14 protein-coding genes and 1 pseudogene are annotated in these 18103 nt (G+C 68.2%); 5 read left to right on the forward strand and 10 right to left on the reverse strand.

Translation table 11 applies throughout. The features are described from left to right. From Q664_RS50035 to Q664_RS55930, 3 genes are all read left to right on the forward strand, one after another. Complete coding sequence (locus Q664_RS50035) at positions 1-3333, forward strand: hypothetical protein (protein WP_043414232.1); 3333 nt, start codon at positions 1-3, stop codon at positions 3331-3333. A 525-nt stretch (positions 3334-3858) separates the two neighbouring features. After that, a complete protein-coding gene (locus Q664_RS58720; RefSeq protein ID WP_152622826.1) occupies positions 3859-4455 on the forward strand; it encodes a DUF6310 domain-containing protein in 597 nt (198 codons plus the stop codon). A gap of 1 nt (position 4456) precedes the next feature. Further along, positions 4457-5215, forward strand: a complete 759-nt coding sequence (locus Q664_RS55930; protein WP_075207738.1) for a DUF5953 family protein — start codon at positions 4457-4459, stop codon at positions 5213-5215. 141 nt (positions 5216-5356) lie between these two features. Here the strand turns inward: Q664_RS55930 and Q664_RS55935 are convergent, their stop codons facing one another. The 8 genes and pseudogenes from Q664_RS55935 to Q664_RS50075 all read right to left on the reverse strand — a co-directional run bounded on the left by Q664_RS55935 (position 5357) and on the right by Q664_RS50075 (position 13337). Further along, positions 5357-6157, reverse strand: coding sequence for a toll/interleukin-1 receptor domain-containing protein (locus tag Q664_RS55935; protein WP_200883889.1), 801 nt, complete (start codon positions 6155-6157; stop codon positions 5357-5359). 433 nt (positions 6158-6590) lie between these two features. After that, the gene (locus Q664_RS58725) at positions 6591-6770 is read right to left on the reverse strand and encodes a hypothetical protein (protein ID WP_152622827.1); all 180 of its coding nucleotides are present in this window, start codon (positions 6768-6770) and stop codon (positions 6591-6593) included. 63 nt (positions 6771-6833) lie between these two features. Next, the gene (locus tag Q664_RS50050) at positions 6834-7154 is read right to left on the reverse strand and encodes a DUF7668 domain-containing protein (RefSeq protein WP_425117493.1); all 321 of its coding nucleotides are present in this window, start codon (positions 7152-7154) and stop codon (positions 6834-6836) included. 389 nt (positions 7155-7543) lie between these two features. Beyond that, positions 7544-8560: pseudogene (gene sitA5 / locus Q664_RS50055) on the reverse strand (SitA5 family polymorphic toxin); the annotation flags it as partial. A 150-nt stretch (positions 8561-8710) separates the two neighbouring features. After that, a complete protein-coding gene (locus tag Q664_RS50060; protein ID WP_084611005.1) occupies positions 8711-9748 on the reverse strand; it encodes a serine/threonine-protein kinase in 1038 nt (345 codons plus the stop codon). A gap of 27 nt (positions 9749-9775) precedes the next feature. Continuing rightward, positions 9776-10963: an oxygen-binding di-iron domain-containing protein gene (locus tag Q664_RS50065; protein WP_052519705.1), complete on the reverse strand. Its 1188-nt coding sequence runs from the start codon at positions 10961-10963 to the stop codon at positions 9776-9778. A gap of 199 nt (positions 10964-11162) precedes the next feature. After that, on the reverse strand, positions 11163-12392 hold the full coding sequence (locus Q664_RS50070) for a hypothetical protein (RefSeq protein WP_235217187.1): 1230 nt from the start codon (positions 12390-12392) through the stop codon (positions 11163-11165). A 69-nt stretch (positions 12393-12461) separates the two neighbouring features. Then, positions 12462-13337 (reverse strand): hypothetical protein, encoded by an 876-nt coding sequence (locus tag Q664_RS50075; RefSeq protein ID WP_043414240.1) that lies wholly within the window; start codon positions 13335-13337, stop codon positions 12462-12464. A gap of 313 nt (positions 13338-13650) precedes the next feature. Between Q664_RS50075 and Q664_RS50080 the strand changes: the two genes are divergently transcribed. After that, complete coding sequence (locus Q664_RS50080; protein WP_043414242.1) at positions 13651-14133, forward strand: TlpA family protein disulfide reductase; 483 nt, start codon at positions 13651-13653, stop codon at positions 14131-14133. Positions 14134-14155: 22 nt separating this feature from the next. Continuing rightward, complete coding sequence (locus tag Q664_RS50085) at positions 14156-15193, forward strand: SDR family NAD(P)-dependent oxidoreductase (protein ID WP_043414243.1); 1038 nt, start codon at positions 14156-14158, stop codon at positions 15191-15193. A 114-nt stretch (positions 15194-15307) separates the two neighbouring features. Here the strand turns inward: Q664_RS50085 and Q664_RS50090 are convergent, their stop codons facing one another. Both Q664_RS50090 and Q664_RS50095 read right to left on the reverse strand, forming a co-directional pair. Next, positions 15308-16393 (reverse strand): ATP-binding response regulator, encoded by a 1086-nt coding sequence (locus tag Q664_RS50090; protein ID WP_043414246.1) that lies wholly within the window; start codon positions 16391-16393, stop codon positions 15308-15310. Further along, positions 16390-17862 carry an ATPase domain-containing protein gene (locus Q664_RS50095; protein ID WP_200883891.1) on the reverse strand — a complete coding sequence of 491 codons (1473 nt, stop codon included), beginning with the start codon at positions 17860-17862 and terminating at the stop codon, positions 16390-16392. The genes Q664_RS50090 and Q664_RS50095 overlap by 4 nt, the downstream gene beginning before the upstream one ends. Between the last annotated feature and the right edge of the window lie 241 nt (positions 17863-18103).

Raw genomic sequence — 18103 nt, forward strand, 5'->3', positions numbered from 1 at the left:
ATGAAGGTACCGTCGCGCAAGGCACTGCTGTCGGAACTGGACTCGTTGGGCTACGGCGCACGCATCGCGCGGGTCTCCAGGCTGGGGCATGAGAGCCAGGGCAGCCCCGCGCTGACGCAGCTCATGGACGAGCTCCTGTCCGGCGATGCGTACGAGGCGAGCCTCGCGCTCGAGCTGGCCCGGAGCGCTCGGGACGAATCCCGCGTGTTGCGAGGCCTCACCCACCCCTCCAGCCTCGTGCGCGCGCGGGCCGCCGCCCTGGCTGGAAGCCATGTCCAGGACGACGCCGCACTCGAGCGGCTCCTTCCGGAGATGTCGCCCTTCGTCCGCCGCCGGTTCCTCAAGGACGTGGCCCGGGCCCAGCGGAGCGCGCTCGCGGCCCGGCTCCTCCCCATCGTCCTCGGACGCCACGGCGCGGCGGAAGCGGCCCTGCTCCTGCCCGCGCTCGACGCGGACACGGTGCGCGGGCTGCTGCCCCAGCTCGAGCACACGTTCCGCGCCTGGCGCACGCTGGTGCGCCGCCACCCGGACGTGGTGCTCGCCTTCATCGGCTCGCGCCTCACCCACGCGCCGGAGCGCGAGCGCCACTACCTCTTCGCCTCCTATCGCGTGCCCCTCTCCGAGCTGACGCTGTCTCATGGCGAGGCGGTGCTCCACCTCGTGAGGGATCTCGCGCCTCCAGAGGTGCTTCCGTACTTCGTGCGGGAGACGTTCCCGCGGCTCACGCGGCGCCACCCGGAGCAGGTCTTCACGCTCCTCACCCGCCCCGGCTGGCGCGCGGCCCACCTCGGCCGGGAGCTGACGGCGGGCATGTTGCGCCAGCTCCGCTTCTTCTCGGATGCCCAGCGCCGCGGCCTCGCGCGGGCCCTGGCGGAGTCCCCGTCCGACCTCGCCCGCTTCCTGGAGGCCCTGCCCCCCTCCCAGCGCGCCGGGCTCTTCGCCCACGCCTTCGAGGGAGCGCCGCCCCGCGAGCTGCCCGAGGCCCTGCTCCAGGTCCTCCCCCATGAGCTACGGGACGCCGAGGCCGTGCGCCATCTCGGCCTGCGCGAGGTGCGGGAGAACCCGGAGCGGCGGCTCGCCATGCAGGCCCTGCGCACCATCGAGCACGCGCGCGAGCCCCTCCAGAAGGCGGCCTTCGCCAGCAAGGCGGAGGATCGGGCCCGGGCGCTCTCGCTGCTGGTGTCCTGCACGGGCCTGTCCCGCCGGGGCCTCGCGGAGACGCTCACGTACCTCTCCCGGCTGAAGAACGATCAGGATCCGGTGCGCCTGGAGGCCCTGACCGAGCTCTCCCGGGTGCCTCCGTCCCTCTTCGAGCCCGGGCACATCCCGGCCCTCGAGTCGCTGGTGACGTACGTCGTCGAGGCGCGGGACACCTCGCGCGGCACGCAGATGGCACTGCAGGAGCTGGCCTTCCGGCTCATCCGCGCCCACGCCACCGCGCCCGAGAATCCCCTGTTCCGCTTCGCGCTCGACACGCTGAAGCGGCTGGCCGGCCAGTCCGGCACGCTCGTCCTGCCCCCGCTGGAGCAGAATCTGCCGCGGGGCACCGAGCACCACCTCTTCGCGGCCCTGCTGCCGATGATCCGCTCGGCCGCGCAGCGCGAGAGCCATGGCCTCATCCTCACGCTCACCCAGGCCCTCGGCCGGCGTGCGTGGAACGTGGACATGCTCCAGGCGATGCTCGAGCCCCTCACCGAGGCCACACCCGACTGGGTCGCGCAGCAGGCCACCCAGCTGTGGCTCGCCCCGCCGCGCACGCGCGATGCGCGGGTGCGCAAGCTGCTCGACCGGGACGAGAGCACCATCACCCTGAGCATCGTCTTCGAGCACCTCCACCGGCGCCGGCAGGAGTGGTTGGACCCGTTCCTCCAGGGGCGGCGCCTGAAAGGACGCTTCAGCACGGGGAAGACGGGCTGGGTGCCCCCGGCCCGCCGCGGCTTCCAGCGCTGGCTGCCGCGCCAACAGCTCCGCTTCAGGGAGCTGCTGCTGCACATGGCCCGGGACACCTCTCGCAGCGCCTGGGAGCGGATGAGCGTGCTGCACATCCTCCCCCACCTGCCCGCGGTGGAAGTGGACACCCTCACGCCCTTCCTCGACTCGCCGGACGTGCCCACGGTGGAGGCCGCGCTCGGGGCGCTCGTGTGGCTGGACAGGCCGGAGCCGGCGCTCCCGATTCTGCTGGAGCACCTCGACGGAGACCGGGCCCGGGTGGCCATGTACGCGATCCCCCGCGTGGCGAAGCTCGTCTCTCCGGAGACGCTCGCCTCCACGCTGGGCGCGCTCCTCTCGCGCGAGAAGCTCAAGGTGACGGTGCACAAGGAGGCCCTGCGGCTGCTCGGCACCTTCCGCTCGGCGCGCAGCGTGGCCCTGCTGCGCCAGCAGTGGGACAGGCCCCAGTTGCACCGGGACGTGCGCATCGCCGTGGGCCACGCCGCGCGCCAGCTTCTCGACGACCCGGCGGCCTGGGAGCTGCTGGACGCCATGGCCCGGAGCCCGGACGAGTACGTGGCCACGAGCCTGCTCGACCCACATCCCTCGCAGTTGCCCCTGGAGGCGAGGCCTCGCTACGCGGCGCTCGTGATCCAGGTGTCGCGTCACCCGGAGCTCACCGTGCGCCGGAGGGCCTTCACGGTGCTCCCGGGCTGGGCGGCGGGGGTGGAGGAGCAGGTGGCCCGGGAGTCGGCCGCGAGGGTGTTGGACCTGTCCGGCGGGGCCGAGTGGCGGGAGGCGGCGTGGGCGCTGGTGGAAGTCACGCGTGAGGGCAAGGCATTCGAGCAGGTGGTGGCCTGCGCCGAGCAGCTCGCCTCCGCGCCGCTGACGCCCGATGCCACTCCCGAGCGGGACGTGCCCGCGCGCCAGCGGTTGAAGGGGCTCCACCAGACGCTGCTCGAGTTGCCACGGCCGGTGCGCCTGGGCCTGAGGGCGCGGCTCGACGAGGTGGCGCGAGTGCTCTCCCTGGATGCGTCGCTGTGGCCCGAGAGCGCCACGCTGCGGCTGGCCAGCGTGGAGTGGCGCGAAGCGCGGGCCGTCGCGGAGGTGCTGCGGGTGCTGGCGACGGAGGCACGGGAGGAGCCGCTCTTCGCCTGGAGCCTCTCGGCCGCGGTGGCCACGGAGGTGCAGGACGAGAGTGCCGGGTGGGAACCCGAGACATTGCTGGAGGTGGCGGACACGGTGGAGGCCGAATTGCCACTGACGGCGGTGGTGCTCGTCTCGGTGGCGGGGCAACGGCTGCACTGGCGGGAGGACGCGACCCGCCGGCTGAAGGCCCTACGCCAGCACCCGAGCGCTGTCGTCCGAGCGACGGCCTACAACACCGTCACCGCGAACGAGTAACCCGGGTTGACGGCACGTTCCGAGCGTCGTCGCTGTGAGAGCGTGCTGGCATACTCCAATGGACGTCAGGCCAGTCTTGACCCGCGCAGCACCCGCGCTTGACGAAAGGACGTGACGATGCGCTTCCGAACCTGGAGCGCTCTCCTGTTGCTGCTCACCGCCTGCGCGAGCGCGCCCGCCCCGCGGTCGCTCCTACGGCCCCACGCCTTGGCGTCGACTCCCACTTCGGGCCCGCGCATCCGGCTCGTTTCCGCGCCAATGGAGCCGGTGCCGGAACGGTCGTGGATTGGAAAGGCGGACCTGGACAAGGCCAGGGCACTGCTCTCTCGGGCGCGCAGGGACCTGGAGCCGCGTAAGTGGGAACAGCTGGACCGCAAGCTCACCGCAGCGGAACGGGCCTTCGATCGCTTCTCCCGCGCCGCGAGGACGAGCGGGCAAGCCGCTGGGGTGGCGAGGGGAGTCGAAGGCCTCGCTCAAGCTGGGCGCGCAAGCGAGGCCCCTTTAGCGCTCTCCAGGGTGGGCCCGATGCTCGTGACCCTCGTCCTGCTCTGGCCCTCCAGCACCGCCGGGCCGGAGTCTGACAGACGCCCGCCCTGGGTCGACGCTCAACTGGAGTTCGAGGCACGGCTGCGGGACGTCGCGGAGTCCTCGCGGCAGCTCATGGCGGAGCTTGAGGTCCAGCCTCGTCCGGCGAAAGCAGCGGCCCGGGAGCCCGCGCCGCAGAAGCAGCCTGCGTCCGCCCTCACGCAGGAAGACGACCCGAAATGCCAGCCCATCCCGGTGCCGCACCTTGGCAGTAATGGCCCACACAACAAGTGCGCCGACAGAATTCCGAACAACAGTTTCCCCGGCTGGGATGTGCTCGTCAATGGCAAGAACTTCGACGCACTGCAACTCGCCGCGCGCACGTTGTGGGAAGTCAAGACTGATGATTTCGACTTACACACCCTTCACTCCCAGAGGTTCTTTGCCAAAGTGAAACTGCCGGAAATACAGCGCGAGAAGAGACTCGCAGAAGCGTGTGGGTATAACTTTGTCGTTGGCGTGCGAAGCGCCGCACACAAAGCCGCACTGCTCGAGCTAGACCCTGAACTCACAGTCGTCGTCATGGATTGGTGCTGAAATGACAGCCGCGCCAAGGTCTCTCACCCTTACCGTTTACGCGCCCGCGCTTGTGGGCGACGATGGGCGCCCTCTCGCCATCGTCCATGGAATGGAGCGCGCGCTTCCCGGCTTGCGACTGGCGTGGACCCTTTCTGAAAAGGGAAGCTTCCTTGCATTGACTCACCGCGACGAGTGGGTTGCGGCAGACAGAACAGACGGCGGGTTTCCATTCCTTTGCAACGATGACGAAAGCCGCCCCGTGACGCTTACCGGGTGGGAAAACCCAAGCGGCCTTGCCGTAGGGAGTCCGCCGCGCTTTGAAGTCCATGCGACGCTGCCACTGGACGCAGTCGGCATCGCGGCGGCAGCGGATGTGCTGGATGCGATAGGAGAGGGCGCGCGCGCGGTTTGGGGGCATGCGTCACCGAGCGGACATGGCCAGATAGTGGCGCAGCAGTTTTGCCGCCCGGGTGATGAGCCGCATGTTCCTCCCCACGGATTGCCATCGCTCAAACTCCCTCGGTACAACCCCGCACCTGAGATTCCGCATTACCTCGGGTGGCTCAACTACTGGTCGGCCCCTGCCGCACGAGCCATCGGCTTTCCGGACCCCGCCCGCGACGCGGCTCTGCTCTCGCGCGCACGGCGTACCGCGACGAGCGGGTGGGTTGTCCGGCTCACCGATGCGCCGCTCGACCTGGACAACCCCGCCCACCTGGACGCTCTCAAGCGGGCCTACGAGCGCTTCCCGGAGATCGGCGGACGCTCCACCCATTGAGACCGGCACCGCTTGAAGTGGCCGTGCTCAAGGTTCCGCCTTCAGGTTCACCGGGAAAGTCACGTTCCCAAGGGTGACGGTGCGCGGCCCTCCTCCCACCGTGGCCGCCGTCGCGCCCTGAATGATTCGGAATGGATTTCGTCAGGTTCTATCAGCAGATCCCTGTCGAGACAGCATTTCCTCATAGGCCTCAAGCATGCGCTCTATATCGCCCCACCGATTTTCGATGCTCAAGAGAATAGCAAGTGGATGCGACCCCTCACGCTCCGACTTCGCAATGACCCACAGAGCATAATCAAGCGTAACCATAACGCTGCCAATCTGAAATGCATATGTCTTATTGATTGGCGCGTGCTGTGGGTGGTTCTTGTTTGCCTTGTTGATCGCTGCTTGGAGTTCCTTGCTCTTTGCTTTAAACGCTGCTTCTCCTGCTCGTCTCGCATCCGCCTCGTGCTGCGCTGCCAATCGTCGAGCGAGGGCGAGTTCCTTGCGGAGTTCCTTAAGCTCCTTCTCTCCGACGGGCGGGACCGCCGTAGAAGGACCAAGCGCGCGCAGAAGCAGGGCAAAAGTTTGCTCGTATGCGCTCTTGTCGCGGAAGTCTCCGTAAAGTTTCCCACGAAGGAAGCCAGGCAGCTCAACATCTTCGACAAGCAACGGTAAAACAACCACTCTCTTTTCGTCTATTTCTCTGGTTGATGCAATCTCAAGCTCCTTTTCAACCCAAGGGCTTTTTACCGAAGTAGCCGAGAGGATGGCAGCGACAAAGTCGACTTGATCCAAGCCTGCCCTGATCTTTCCGAGCAATGAATCGCCGATGTTTATCTCGGCCTCGTCTATCCACACGGAGTGGCCAGCATTCCGGAGATCGGCGGCGAGCCGCCGAGCGAAAGGCTTGTCATTATGAGAGTGGCTAAGGAACACATGGGCCATGTACGGCAGCATACCGTGATGTCTCCTCGTCCGTCATCTGTCTCGCAAGAAGCACAGGGGGATGCGGCCGGTCTGGAGGCGAGAAGGGGAGCAACGTCAGGTGATGGCTGGTGTGGCGCGGCGGACTTGGCCGGTGCCAGCGCATGGGTCACACGACGTGGGGACCAAGCATATGCCCCCGTCGAGCAGTTCGCCATCCCCAGTGCTGCCGCAGATCCGGCATCGCTCCACGCTCGTGGCGGCGGTCCTGCGGGCAAGGAAGAGCTCCCGCTCGAGCTGTGAGCGCATACCCCCGACGTCCACGCCGAGTAGCCGCGCCGATCGCCGAGGCTGGTGGCGTCCCGGTGCCGGAGGGCCCAGTCATTGTATGTGGCCTGGAGGAGCGTCGCCCGCCGCAGCTGGGCCTCAGCCGCGTCCAGTTGGGCCTGGATGGACGCCTGCTGCATCAGCCGTGAGCGCAGTGGCAAGGCAGCTCAACAATTGAGAGTTCGTTGATGGCCACATGCTGCGGACGCAAACCCGGCAACTGCGCTTGCGGCTCGTCCGGATCGGCACCACCGGCCAGCAGCGCCTTGACCCGGGATGCATCGTGCTGTTCGAGCGCCGCGAGGAGTTCTTTCGACATGGCTCACAGATCCGCCATCGGATGACCAGACGCGCAATTCTGGGCTGACGTTTGTTGGGCGTTCTAAAGAACGTGCAGATCGTCCACTTCAACGGTGTAGGCTTCGCCCTGTTTGATCGCCGTCACCGAAAGTGTCAGGTCGCTGCGGCCTTCCTCCCGGGTCCACAAAGGTACATCAAGGGTGACCGCATCCGGCTGAGATGTCTGCTCATGGATAGCTACAAGCCTCTCACCGTCAGATGGCATGGGAACAAGAGTCCGCCCATACTGCTCGACAGCAGTTCTCAACTCCGCTTCGGTCAGGCGCCCTGCTCGGCCATCCGCTGCGATCGCCGCATACCGTCCTGCCGCCAGATCCTCTATCAGGCGCCGAACCTGACCCATCAATTTCACGTCCACAGTGCAGCCTCCTACCGATTGCCGGGGATTCTGGTCGGTGTTGATGGCGTGACGCCGATCGATTTGAAGTAGTCATCGGCGCGGCCAATGAGCGTTTGTGCCTCCTCAGGAGACAGCCCTGCGCGTCGCAGGGCCTCATAGGCGATCCTGCGCTCGTCAGCGTAGGTCCCTCCCCCGGCCTGACGCTGAGCCTGAGTCGCCTCATAGTGTGCAGTGCCAACGCGCGTCGATGGACCATTCAGCTCAACGGCTGGAGCTGAACGACTGTCATATCCGGGCAGCTCTCGAACGGCGGCATCTTGAATCACATGGTGAGAGTCCTTGATGCCAGCATTCTTGAGCTCACCGTAGGTTCCTGCTCTGAATCTTCCTACGGCGCTGCTGCTCGAACTGTCGCGAGCCGCCATGGCGACTGCGTTGGGGGCCAGCGCGATGGTGACGCCCTCGGCAGTGATGGCGACCGACTCCACCTGAGCCAGCGCTGGGGCCGTGAAGCGGATGTTCATCTGCGTCTCGGCCAACACCTCAGCCTGCCCGGTCCCAGTCAACTTCGGCAGGGCCGCCGCCATCCCCGAAGCCGTGTTCCCCAGGGCCACCGTGCCCAGCATGACGAAGGCTCGTGCCGCCTTCTCCCCCATCGTGTTCCCAAACTTCTCTCCGGACGCGGAGATGCCCTCGAAAGTAGTGGCCTCATCCACTTCCTTCATAAGTACCAGCCACCCATCAATGAGGCGCCACACCGTGTCCCAGCCCAGGTAGGCCATGGCCCCCAGCGTCATCAGCGCGGCGATGCCCTTGCTCACCGGCTCGGGCAGTGCGAGCAAGATGGCGTACATCGTCAGGCCGCCCACGACCGTGGCCACCACCGCCTGGGGGTTCACCAGCCTGGCCAGTTCCTCCTTCATCGCCCTCAGTACCTCGCGGTGAGCAATCGCCATGGCCAGCGCATACCTGGCATCCCCATCCAGGAATGGCTTGTCCACCAGCAGGCGCAGGCAATCTCCACCCCCCCACGTGTGCTCACACCACAGCAGGTAGCAGCGCTTGAGTTCCTCGTCCTCGGGCAACAGGCGCAGGTTCCTGTTGTTCCCCGGCGCCGAGGCAATGAGGCGTTGGCTCCCGCCTTCGTACCGGTACCAGCCGCTGCGCTCGGGAATTCCAAACACCCGCCGAGCATTCTCCAGGGGCCGCTCGACTGAAGGCACAGCGGGGCCATGTTGCGCGACGGCCTTCTTGAACTCCTTTTCGCTCACCGCCACCGGCTCCGCGTTGCGGCGAGGCGTGTGGACAATGGGTTCGCCCAGGCCCGTGTCCAAGCGGACGACGGCCCTCGTTGAGGCGCTGCACCCCGAGAGCAACACGAACAGCAGCAGCACCCCAGAGCGCGGCATATGGAGCCTCCTGGCCAGGGCCATTACAGGGGAGCCAGGATATGCCCGTCAATCACGGGAGCTCGCGGACACCTGGCGCGGAGGGAATGGCAGCCCTTCGAGCCATCTGTCACTACCGAAGTGCAGGAGCGCCAGAAAACCGGAGCAGGCTCATCTCGACGTCGCCCTCGGTGGCAGCGCCAGGGGCCACAGCTGGGCCAGGTCACTCCGCAGCGCGGCGGCGCTCGGATAGCGCTGCTCCGGATGCTTCTGCATCAGCTTGAGCACCACGTGCTCGAAGGGCTCGGGCAGGCTCGGGGTGAGGGTGCGCGGAGGCACGGGCGGCTGTTGCACGTGCAGGAACATGAGCGGCACCGGCTGCGGGTGACGGAAGGGCAACTGCCCGGTGAGCAGCTCATACGCCACCACGCCCAGCGAATAGAGATCCGTCGCGGGTGTCACCGGGTGCGCGCCGGAGATCTGCTCGGGAGCCATGTACTCGGGAGTCCCGAGCACCGCGCCCTGCGCCGTCACTCCCGCCACGTGCGAGCTCTTCGCGAGCCCGAAGTCCATCAGCTTGAGGATGCCCGGCTTCGTGAGGAAGAGGTTGCCCGGCTTGACGTCTCGGTGCAGCACGCCGCGCCCGTGCGCATGCTCCAGCGCCGCCGCCGCGTGGGTGAGCCACCGCAGCGACTCGGCCAGCGTGGGCCGGGTGCCCATCAAGCGGCGCTTGAGATCCATCCCCACCAGCAACTCCGTGGTGAGGAAGTGCCGGTCCCCATCCATTCCCACGTCATACACCCGCACGATGTTGGGATGAGCCAACCCCCGCACGTGCTCCACCTCCTGGCGGAAGCGGGCGATCTGCGACGCGTCCGCGCCCGGCACGGCCAGCACCTTGAGCGCCAGGTGCGCTCCCGAGGTGAGCTCAATCACCTCGTGCACCATGGCGCTCCCTCCGGAGCCCAACCAACGCTCCACCTGGTAGCGCCCGGCCACCACCTGCCCCGGGATGAGCCCGCGCACCACCGGCTGCCCCTGTGGCTGCGCATCCACCGGATGCTCACTGCTACCGAGCAACAGCGTGCGCGCGGGTCCGCTCCCCCGCGACTCGCGCGAGGGCGGCGGTACGGCCACGGGAGGCGGCACCACCGCCCCCTCCTCGGGATTCAGGTACGCCACCCCGCTGTCGTGCTCCTCGTCCGTCACGGCAGCCTCCCCTCCCCTCGCGCGGCCTCAGCCCGCGAGCAGCGACACGTTGGAAGGCACGCCATTGCCCTCGATGTCCAGGTGGGGCGTGGGCAGGTTGTACTCGGCGGCGGCCGTGGTGGCCTCCATCATGATGGGACCGGCGATCTCCGGTGGCTCCCCGTGGCACAGCAGATCCACCACGTGCTCCACCGTCCAACGCCCCAGCCGCTGGATGGAGATCTGTCCGTTCTGTACCTTCGCCGTCTCGGCCAGCTCCGTGCTGCCCATCAGCTTCTCGTCCACCGACTGGCCCAGGTAGCCGCGCGCCAGCGTCATCACCCGCTCCAGCACCGCGTTCCACGCCTGCAGGTGCGAGCGATCCTGCGCCTCGTCCATGATGTCCAGGCCCACCGGCAGCTTCTCCATCCGGTCCAGGAACGTCTGGATGAGCGGCCCACGGATGAGGCGCCCGTGCTGCGGCGCGATGATCTCCACCGCCGGCTCCAGAGCGCGGATGACGGCCACCGCGCGCTGCAGTGCCAGGTTCACCGGCATATAGATTTGATGGAAGGCGCGGATGCCATTCCAATCCGACTCATCCGCCCACAGGCCCTGCGCGTTGACGTCCGTGACACCGCCGAACAGATCGCCCGTGAAGAGCACGCGGGTCTCCGGGTCGTACAGCATCACCGCGCCGCGGAAGTGGCAGAAGGGCGAGGGCACGGGCATCAGCCGGTGGCCGGTGGGCACGTTGAGCCCGTGGCTGAACTTCTCCGTGGCGATGAAGCGGCCGCGCGGCAGGTTCTGGTGGACGATGAGCCGCCAGGTGTCCTCCGAGCAGAGGATGCCGGCCTTGGGCGCGTAGCGCGCCGAGATGATGCTCGCCGACGAGCCCACGTCCGGATCCTGGTGGTTGATGAAGACGGCGCTGATCCGATCCAACCCGCCGATGAGCGACGTCACCTTGGTGGACACCTGGGCGAAGTCACTGCTCGAGCCCGGGTCGATGAGCAGGTTGAACTCGTTGGGGCGGCCCGTCTTCGGGTCCGTGCCCCGGAAGCGGCGCAGGTACGGGTTGGCGTAGAAGATGTTGCCGGGGTCGCGCTTGCCCACCCAGAAGGTGTCCGGAGCGATCTCCACGGGAACGAGCCGCAGGTCGTTGCTCTGGCTGTCGGAGGGACTGACGTTACTCGGCGGGGGATTGCGATTCGGGAACGCCTGGACGCTGCTCATACGGGCACTCGACTCGTGGGGATGTGGGGCCCCCGGGGAAGGGGCGGGAACACCCCTCCCGTAGCAAGGCGTGGGCCGCCCCGGCGTCGGAGTGCGCTGTCCTCCCGTGGACGCAACCGCTGCGCGGCCGCGCGGCACACGACCGCAAATCGTGCGCCGTCCCCATGCTCCGGGGAAACCCCTCCGAACAGTCCCGCTTCTACGGAGCCCTGGGGGCCGCCGGCTGTCCGGACAGGCCACCCAGGACCCCCTCGGCCTCGGCCACGTCCCGGGCGTACTCCTCCAGGTAGCGCCGGCGCTGCTCGCTGTCCCACTCGGCCTCGGAGAAACGCTCCAACGCGTATGGCTGGGTGGTGTGCACGGAACCGTAGAGCCCCTTCACCAGCTCGCGATCCGGATCTCCCTGCTCCCGGAGGAGGAAGCCCTCCACGTCGCGCAGCCGCAGGGGGAAGTCGGGCTTCTTGTCGTGGAGCAGCAACCCGAAGAGCTCGAAGCGCACCTCGCGGGCGCCGGCCTCCAACTCCTCGTTGAACTCCAGATAAGCCAAGGGAATGCCCGCCTCGTCATCCACGCGGCCCGCCATCACGTAGCGGCCGGGCTTGCGCACCTGCAGGCCCACGTAGAGCTGGAGCGAGCCCTTCTCGATGACCTCGCGCACCCGGCCGGTGAAGGTGGCGGGCGCGGCGGGGGTGAAGACGATGTCGAAGAAGGCGCCCCCCTCGGCACTGCCGTTGGCGCGCACGCGGAACTCGACGCGCAGCGTGCCCTCGAACATGGCGAAGCCCTGGCGCGAGGGCTGGAAGCTGCCCGTCCACATGCCGTCCCCGGCCACGTCGTCGCCATTGCGGCCGGTGTCGTTGAAGTCCAGGGGGACGGGGGTGGCCTGCCCGGCGCCCGCCATGTGCGGGGCCTCTCGGGCCACGGCGGAGTGCACCTCGCACGGCAGCGGCTGGCCGGAGCTCGCGTTCTCGCAGCCCACGAAGAAGCGCACCACCTCGTCGCCCACGACGTAGACCTTCTCCTGCTTCAACTTCAGCGCGATGTCTCCCTTGTCCTTGTCCAGGGGCTGCTTGCGCTCGGGCGACTGCGGATACACCAGGTCCGGGTGCTCCTCGATGGGCCGCGACTCATGCGGGTAGCGCGTGGACTTCCGGTAGGAGTCCAGGGTGAAGCGGGCCCGCTCCAGACGCTTCTCCCACAACTGCCGCTGCGCCTCGCGCTCGAGCTCCTCGGGCGACAGGGCGGGCTGGACAGGGCGCTGGGCGGAGACCGCGGACGGCCGTGCCGGCCCGCGCGACGGTGGCTCGGCCTGGGTACCGCTGGAGACCTCGGGACCGGGCGCGGACGAGTCCGCCGCACCCGGCCCGGGACGAATGAGCCCCACGGAGAGCAACACCCCCCCCACTCCCAGCACGAGAGGAACGAGCAAGAGGAGCCAACGGCCACGGCGGGAAGGGGGCTGATTCATGGGGATACATCCAATGCTGCCAGAAACGGCCTACTTGGCGTAGTTGACCATGTCGGTGCGCACGGGCCCGACGATGCCCGCCCAGTTGCCGGCGGCGTAGTGATCGTAGGACTCGCCGTCATCGCGCAGCTCGACCGTGTGGTAGCTCCACTTGGCCTTGCCGTTGCTGGTGGCCGTGGTGCCGGTGTTCAGCGTGCCGTCGCAGAACCAATCGCCCGGGTTGCAGAAGCCGCCGGTCGCGGAGACGCCGCCAGTGGAGTGGTACGACACGGCCTCGTCATCCTGGCCGGGGAGCACGCCGGAGTAGGCCGTGCCCCTGGCGCCGGCGAACATGTAGAACCAGATGGAGCGCGTGGTGTTGTGGTTGTACATGCCGCGCGCCGTGGAGGTGACCAGGTCGCTGGTGAGCGGCTCGCTCGTGGCCCAGTCGCCGTAGTTGGCCAGCTCGCTGCCGCCGCCGGCGCCCGAGGCCACGTCCACCCACTTGATGTTCCAGCCCACCTGGGTGCCACCGGCGTTACCGCACACGCCAGAGGAGTTGGGGACGGCGTTCTTCTTGTTGCGCGTGGAGCCGCCGTACATGGACAGCGCGTAGCCGATCTGCAGGTTGCCCGCGCTGTGCGCCGCGATGTAGCACCAGTTGCTGCCGGTGCAGAAGCAGTCGAGCGCGTCACGGACGCGGTAGTTCTCCACGGAGATCTTCTGCGTGCCGTTCCAGTTCACGGCCTTCTTGTTGATGCCGGCCGCGGTGCTGCTCGGGCCCCAGTAGCTGAAGTCGGTGTAGTTGCCCGCCTTCGTGCTGCCGCCGTTCCGGCCGTGGATCCACAGCGTGTAGTTGGTGGCCGACGCCTCCGCGCCCACCAGGGCGGTGGCGGCGATGATGGCCGTGCTCAAAAGCTTCTTCATGAGAGAGCGCCTCCTGCTCTTGCTTCCAAGGGGGTACCCGCCCGGCTGAGTGCCAGGCAGGCAAGGCCATTCTACTCGTGCATTCTCAAAAAACGAAAACCTTCCATTCCCATGAAACGAGAGATTCCTGACTCAACGAGTCAGAGCGGGATTCCTCGACACGCCGCGTCAATGAGGGAGGGGCGCCGGACAGGAGAGCGGGCGCCGTGTGTGCCGGGTGGGGAGGGGACGGGTGGGGGGGCAGGTCCGGGACGCGGGGCGCGGATGCCTAGCTTGAATCCCGTCCTCTCCACCCTTTGAGGAGGCCCTGCCCATGTCCTCGATGGATGTTCCCCTGACGCTGTTGGATCCCGAAGGCGGTTGGATCAATGCCCCCGTGCACGTGCACGACCTGAGGGGCCGGCCCACGCTGCTGTACTTCTGGTCCGAGCTGAGCAAGACGAACCAGGAGCAGTTGCCGCTGGTGAAGACGCTGCTGGACGAGTTCATCCCCAAGGGGCTCCAGGTGATTGGCGTCCACGTCCCGATGGAGGGCGAGGATCTGGGCCATGCGCTGGACACCAACGACATCGAGGCCATCGTGAAGCGGATGGGCTTCCGGCACCCGGTGGCGGTGGACGACGGCTCGATGGAGCAGGCGTACGGGGTGGAGGAAGTGCCCACGTTCCTGGTGTACGACGCCTTCGGCATCCTGCGCCTGCGGGTGGCGGGAGAGGCGGCGACGAACCCCGAGTTGAGGCGGCTGTTGGAGCGGCTCACCGGCCCCGAGGCCACCTCCGGCGCGTTCGCGCCCTGACCCCCCGCGCACGAGGAACGACATGGCAGGCCGGAACAAGAAGGAGGCCTCCCGTCTGTCGCTGGGGGCCCTGACCGCCGCGGGAATGGGGGCGGTGATGGGGCTGAGGGCGATGCTGCGGGAGAAGGTGAGCTTCGAGGGCCGCACCGTGTTGCTGACGGGCGGCTCGAGGGGCCTGGGATTGGTGATGGCCCGTCAGTTCCTGGCGGAGGGGGCGCGCGTCATCATCTGCGCCCGGGAGGAGGTGGAGCTGTCCCGGGCGCGCGACGAGCTGGAGGGCCAGGGCGGCGAGGTGCTGGCCATCCCCTGCGACGTGAGTGACCGGGTGCAGGTGGAGGCGATGGTGGCCCAGGTGCACGAGCGCTTTGGCGCGGTGGACGTGCTGGTGAACAACGCCGGTGGCATCCAGGTGGGTCCGCTCGAGTCGATGGCCGAGGAGGACTTCGTCGAGGCGATGAAGGTGCACTTCTGGGCGGCGCTCTACACGTCGCTGGCGGTGCTGCCGGAGATGAAGCGGCGGGGCTGGGGGCGCATCGTGAACGTCTCGTCCATTGGCGGGAGGGTGAGCATCCCGCACCTGGTGCCCTACAGCGCGAGCAAGTTCGCGCTGGTGGGCCTGTCGGACGGGATGAGGGCGGAGCTGGCGCAGGACGGCATCCTGGTGACAACGGTGTGCCCGGGGTTGATGCGCACGGGCAGCCCGCCCAACGCGTTCTTCAAGGGCGACCACGAGGCGGAGTACGCGTGGTTCATGCTGGGGGACTCGTTGCCGGGGATGTCGATGAAGGCGGAGAGGGCGGCGAGGAAGATCCTCGAGGCCTGCCGCCGGGGTGACGCGGAGGCGATGGTGGGCTGGCCGGCGAAGGTGGCGGCGCTGGCGAGGACGCTGGCGCCGGGCGTGACGGCGGCGGTGCTGGCCCAGGTGAACCGGATGATGCCGCAGGACGGCAGCACGGACCGGTACCGGGGCCGGGACAGCGAGACGCCGCTCACACGCTCCTGGGTGACGAAGCTGACGAGGCAGGCGGCGCAGAAGAACAACGAGGATCTGCTGCACTGAGCAGCAACCTGCCCTCCCGACCACTGCTCCACTGCTCCCCACTCTCCCCTCTCCCCTCGGGAGAGGGACGGGGTGAGGGTATCTCGGACCCCGGGTGGATACCAGGCCGTGACCCTAGGCCGGAAGGGGAAGCCGGAGGCTGAAGGTGGAGCCGTGGCCCAGCTCCGACTGCGCGGTGAGCGAGCCGCCGTGGAGCCTCGCGAGCGCCGCGGCGATGTACAGCCCCAGTCCATGCCCGTTGCCGCCCGCGCCGTCCGCGCGATGGAAGCGCTCGAAGATGTTGCGCAGCTCCGAGGCGGGGATGCCCACACCCCAGTCGCGCACCTGGACGAGGGCCAGGCCAGGCGTGCGCAAGAGCGACACCTCGACGCGCCGCTGCGCTCCGCCGTACTTCACCGCATTGGAGAGCAGGTTGTTGAGGATGTACCGCACGCGCTCGGCGTCGAAGGACAGCGCCACCCGCTGGACCGCTCCGCTCAGGGAGAAGTCCACCTGGGGCTGGAGCTCGCGCCATTCCTGGACCACCTCCTGGAGGAAGGCGGCGAGCTCGCCGGGCTCACGCCGCAGCGCCACCTTGCCCTCGGACAGGCGTGCCGCGTCGAGGATGGAGGTGACGAGTGCGTTCATCCGGTCGAGCTGACGGAGGATGGCCTCGGAGCACTTCCGCTCCTCGTCGGAGCCCCGCTCTCCCTGCTTGCGCAGCAACATCTGGGCGTTGAGCCGCGCGGAGCTCAAGGGTGTCTTGATCTCATGCGCCACCCAGTTGAGCATCTCCTCGCGCACGGCGCCGCTGGAGTGGCCCGCGCGCGCCTCCGCGGGCATGGCCTCCTCGCGTGGCTCCGGAGCAACGGGGCGCGAGCCCAGCACCTGCTGCACCGCGGCCTCGAAGGTGTCGAGGTCCACCGGCTTGGAGAGGAAGGCATCGGCCTCCTCCAATCCCTTGGGTTGCGCGGCGCTCAGCAGCAGGAAGGGGACCTTCTCGAGGCGAGGGTCGGCCCGCAGCATGCGCAGCAACTCCACGCCGGTGCGCCGGGGCATCATGTGGTCGCTCACCACCAGGTCCGGCCGCTCGGTCCGGGCCAGCATCAGGGCCTCTTCCCCGTTGTGCGCCCGCAGGGCCCTGTGCCCCAGCTCCTCCACCACCTGGGCGAAGATCTCGAGCATCGCCTCCTCGTCCTCCGCGATGAGGACGAGGCTCATTCCTCATCCCCACCGATGCGGGAACCGATGGGCTGGGCCTGGCCCGTCAGCAGTCCCACGGCCGAACGCAGGGGGTTGAGCACACGAATCCCCGAGTCGTTGATCTCGAACTCGCGCAGGTCTCCGTCGTACTTGCTGTCACGCATCTTGAGGATGGACATGACGCGGTGGATGCGCCCGCGCAGCTCCACGTAGCGCAGCAGCATCAGGTTCTCGCCGAGGATGGCGATGGGCGTGTCGTTGAAGTCCAGCTCGGTGCCGGCGACCTTCGACACCTCCTTGGTGAACAGGGACGTCACCCCCGCGGCCCGCAGGTGCACGCTGAAGGCGGCCAGGAAGGTCCGCCGCCGCTCCGGGTCCGCGATGGAGAGCTCGAGCTCCGTCAGCCCGTCGAGCACCAGCCTCCGGACGCCCAGCCGGGCCACCTCCGCCAGGATGCGGTCGGCCAGGACATCCGCCTCCCGCTCGGAGGGAGGCTGGTGCATCAACGTCAGCATCCCGCTCGCCAGCGCATCCCGCACGTCCAGACCGATGCGCTGGGCCCGGGCCAACAGCATCGAGGGAGGCTCGAAGAAGGAGACGAAGAGCGTCTTCTCCTCACGGCGGGCCCCCTCCGCCGCGAAGTGCGCGGCGAGCAGCGTCTTGCCAATCCCCATGCTGCCCGCCAGCAGGGTGGTGCTCCGCAGCGGCAGGCCTCCATCCATCAGTCCGTCGAACTCGGGCAGACCGAAGCTGGCCCGGGCAGGTGGTGGGACGAAGTCCTTGTCGGGGGGGATACGGGCCTCGAGCCGCGGGATGATCTCCACCCCCTCGGCACCAATCTGGAACAGGTGCGCCCCCGGCAGGTGGGGCCGGCCGCGCAGCTTGACGACCTCCACACGGCGATGACGGCGCCCCCCCTGCTGGCTCACCCACAGCGAGACGATGCCATCCACCGTCGTGGCCTCCGGCAGCGTCATCAGCTTCTCGATGGGGTACTCGGTGGTGAAGAGCCCGATGCAGTCCGTGGCGGACAGCCCGATGCCCAGCTCGTACAGGAACTCGCGCAGCCGGGCCTCGTCCTGCCACAGGTCACGAATGGAGCGCAGCCCGTCGAGGAAGAGCAGCTTCGCGCCGCGCTCGCGCACGGTGTGCAGGAGGGTGTCGCGCGCCTCCCTGGCGCCCTTCTTCAGCGAGGCGTAGGTGCTGACGAGGATGAGCTTGTCGCCCAACAGCTCACGGCGGAAGAAGGAGAAGCCGGAGAGCGCGTCCACCAGCTTGTCGTGAGGCTCGGAGGTGACGGTGGCGAGCACCACCGGCAACCCGCGCGAGGCGGCGAGGAAGGCCAGCTGGCTGCAGAGGATCGTCTTCCCGCTGCCGGGATTGCCCGCCACGATGAGCGTCTGGCGCCGGGGGATGCCACCGCCCAGCAGGAGATCGAAGCTCGGGATGCCGGTCGCGAACAACTTCGGGGTGTTGCGGCTGTCCATCAGGAGAAGCTCGGGCCAGAGTGAGGGGAAACCATGGACGGGCCCTGGAGAAGGCACGCCTACTGGAGAACAGGCCCCGGCCGCAGGTGCCGGAACGCGCCTCCTAACATGGGACCGCCCCCTCAGCTCGGCAGCCGGCGGAGCATTTTCCCGACGGGCTCCCGCCAGCCGCGCACTTCGATGACCAGCCAACGCTTCGCCGCCCGGCCGCCTGGTCTCCCGGCGGCCAGGGGGGCGAGGC

Origin of the sequence: Archangium violaceum Cb vi76, assembly GCF_000733295.1 — a bacterium.
Lineage (GTDB): Bacteria > Myxococcota > Myxococcia > Myxococcales > Myxococcaceae > Archangium > Archangium violaceum.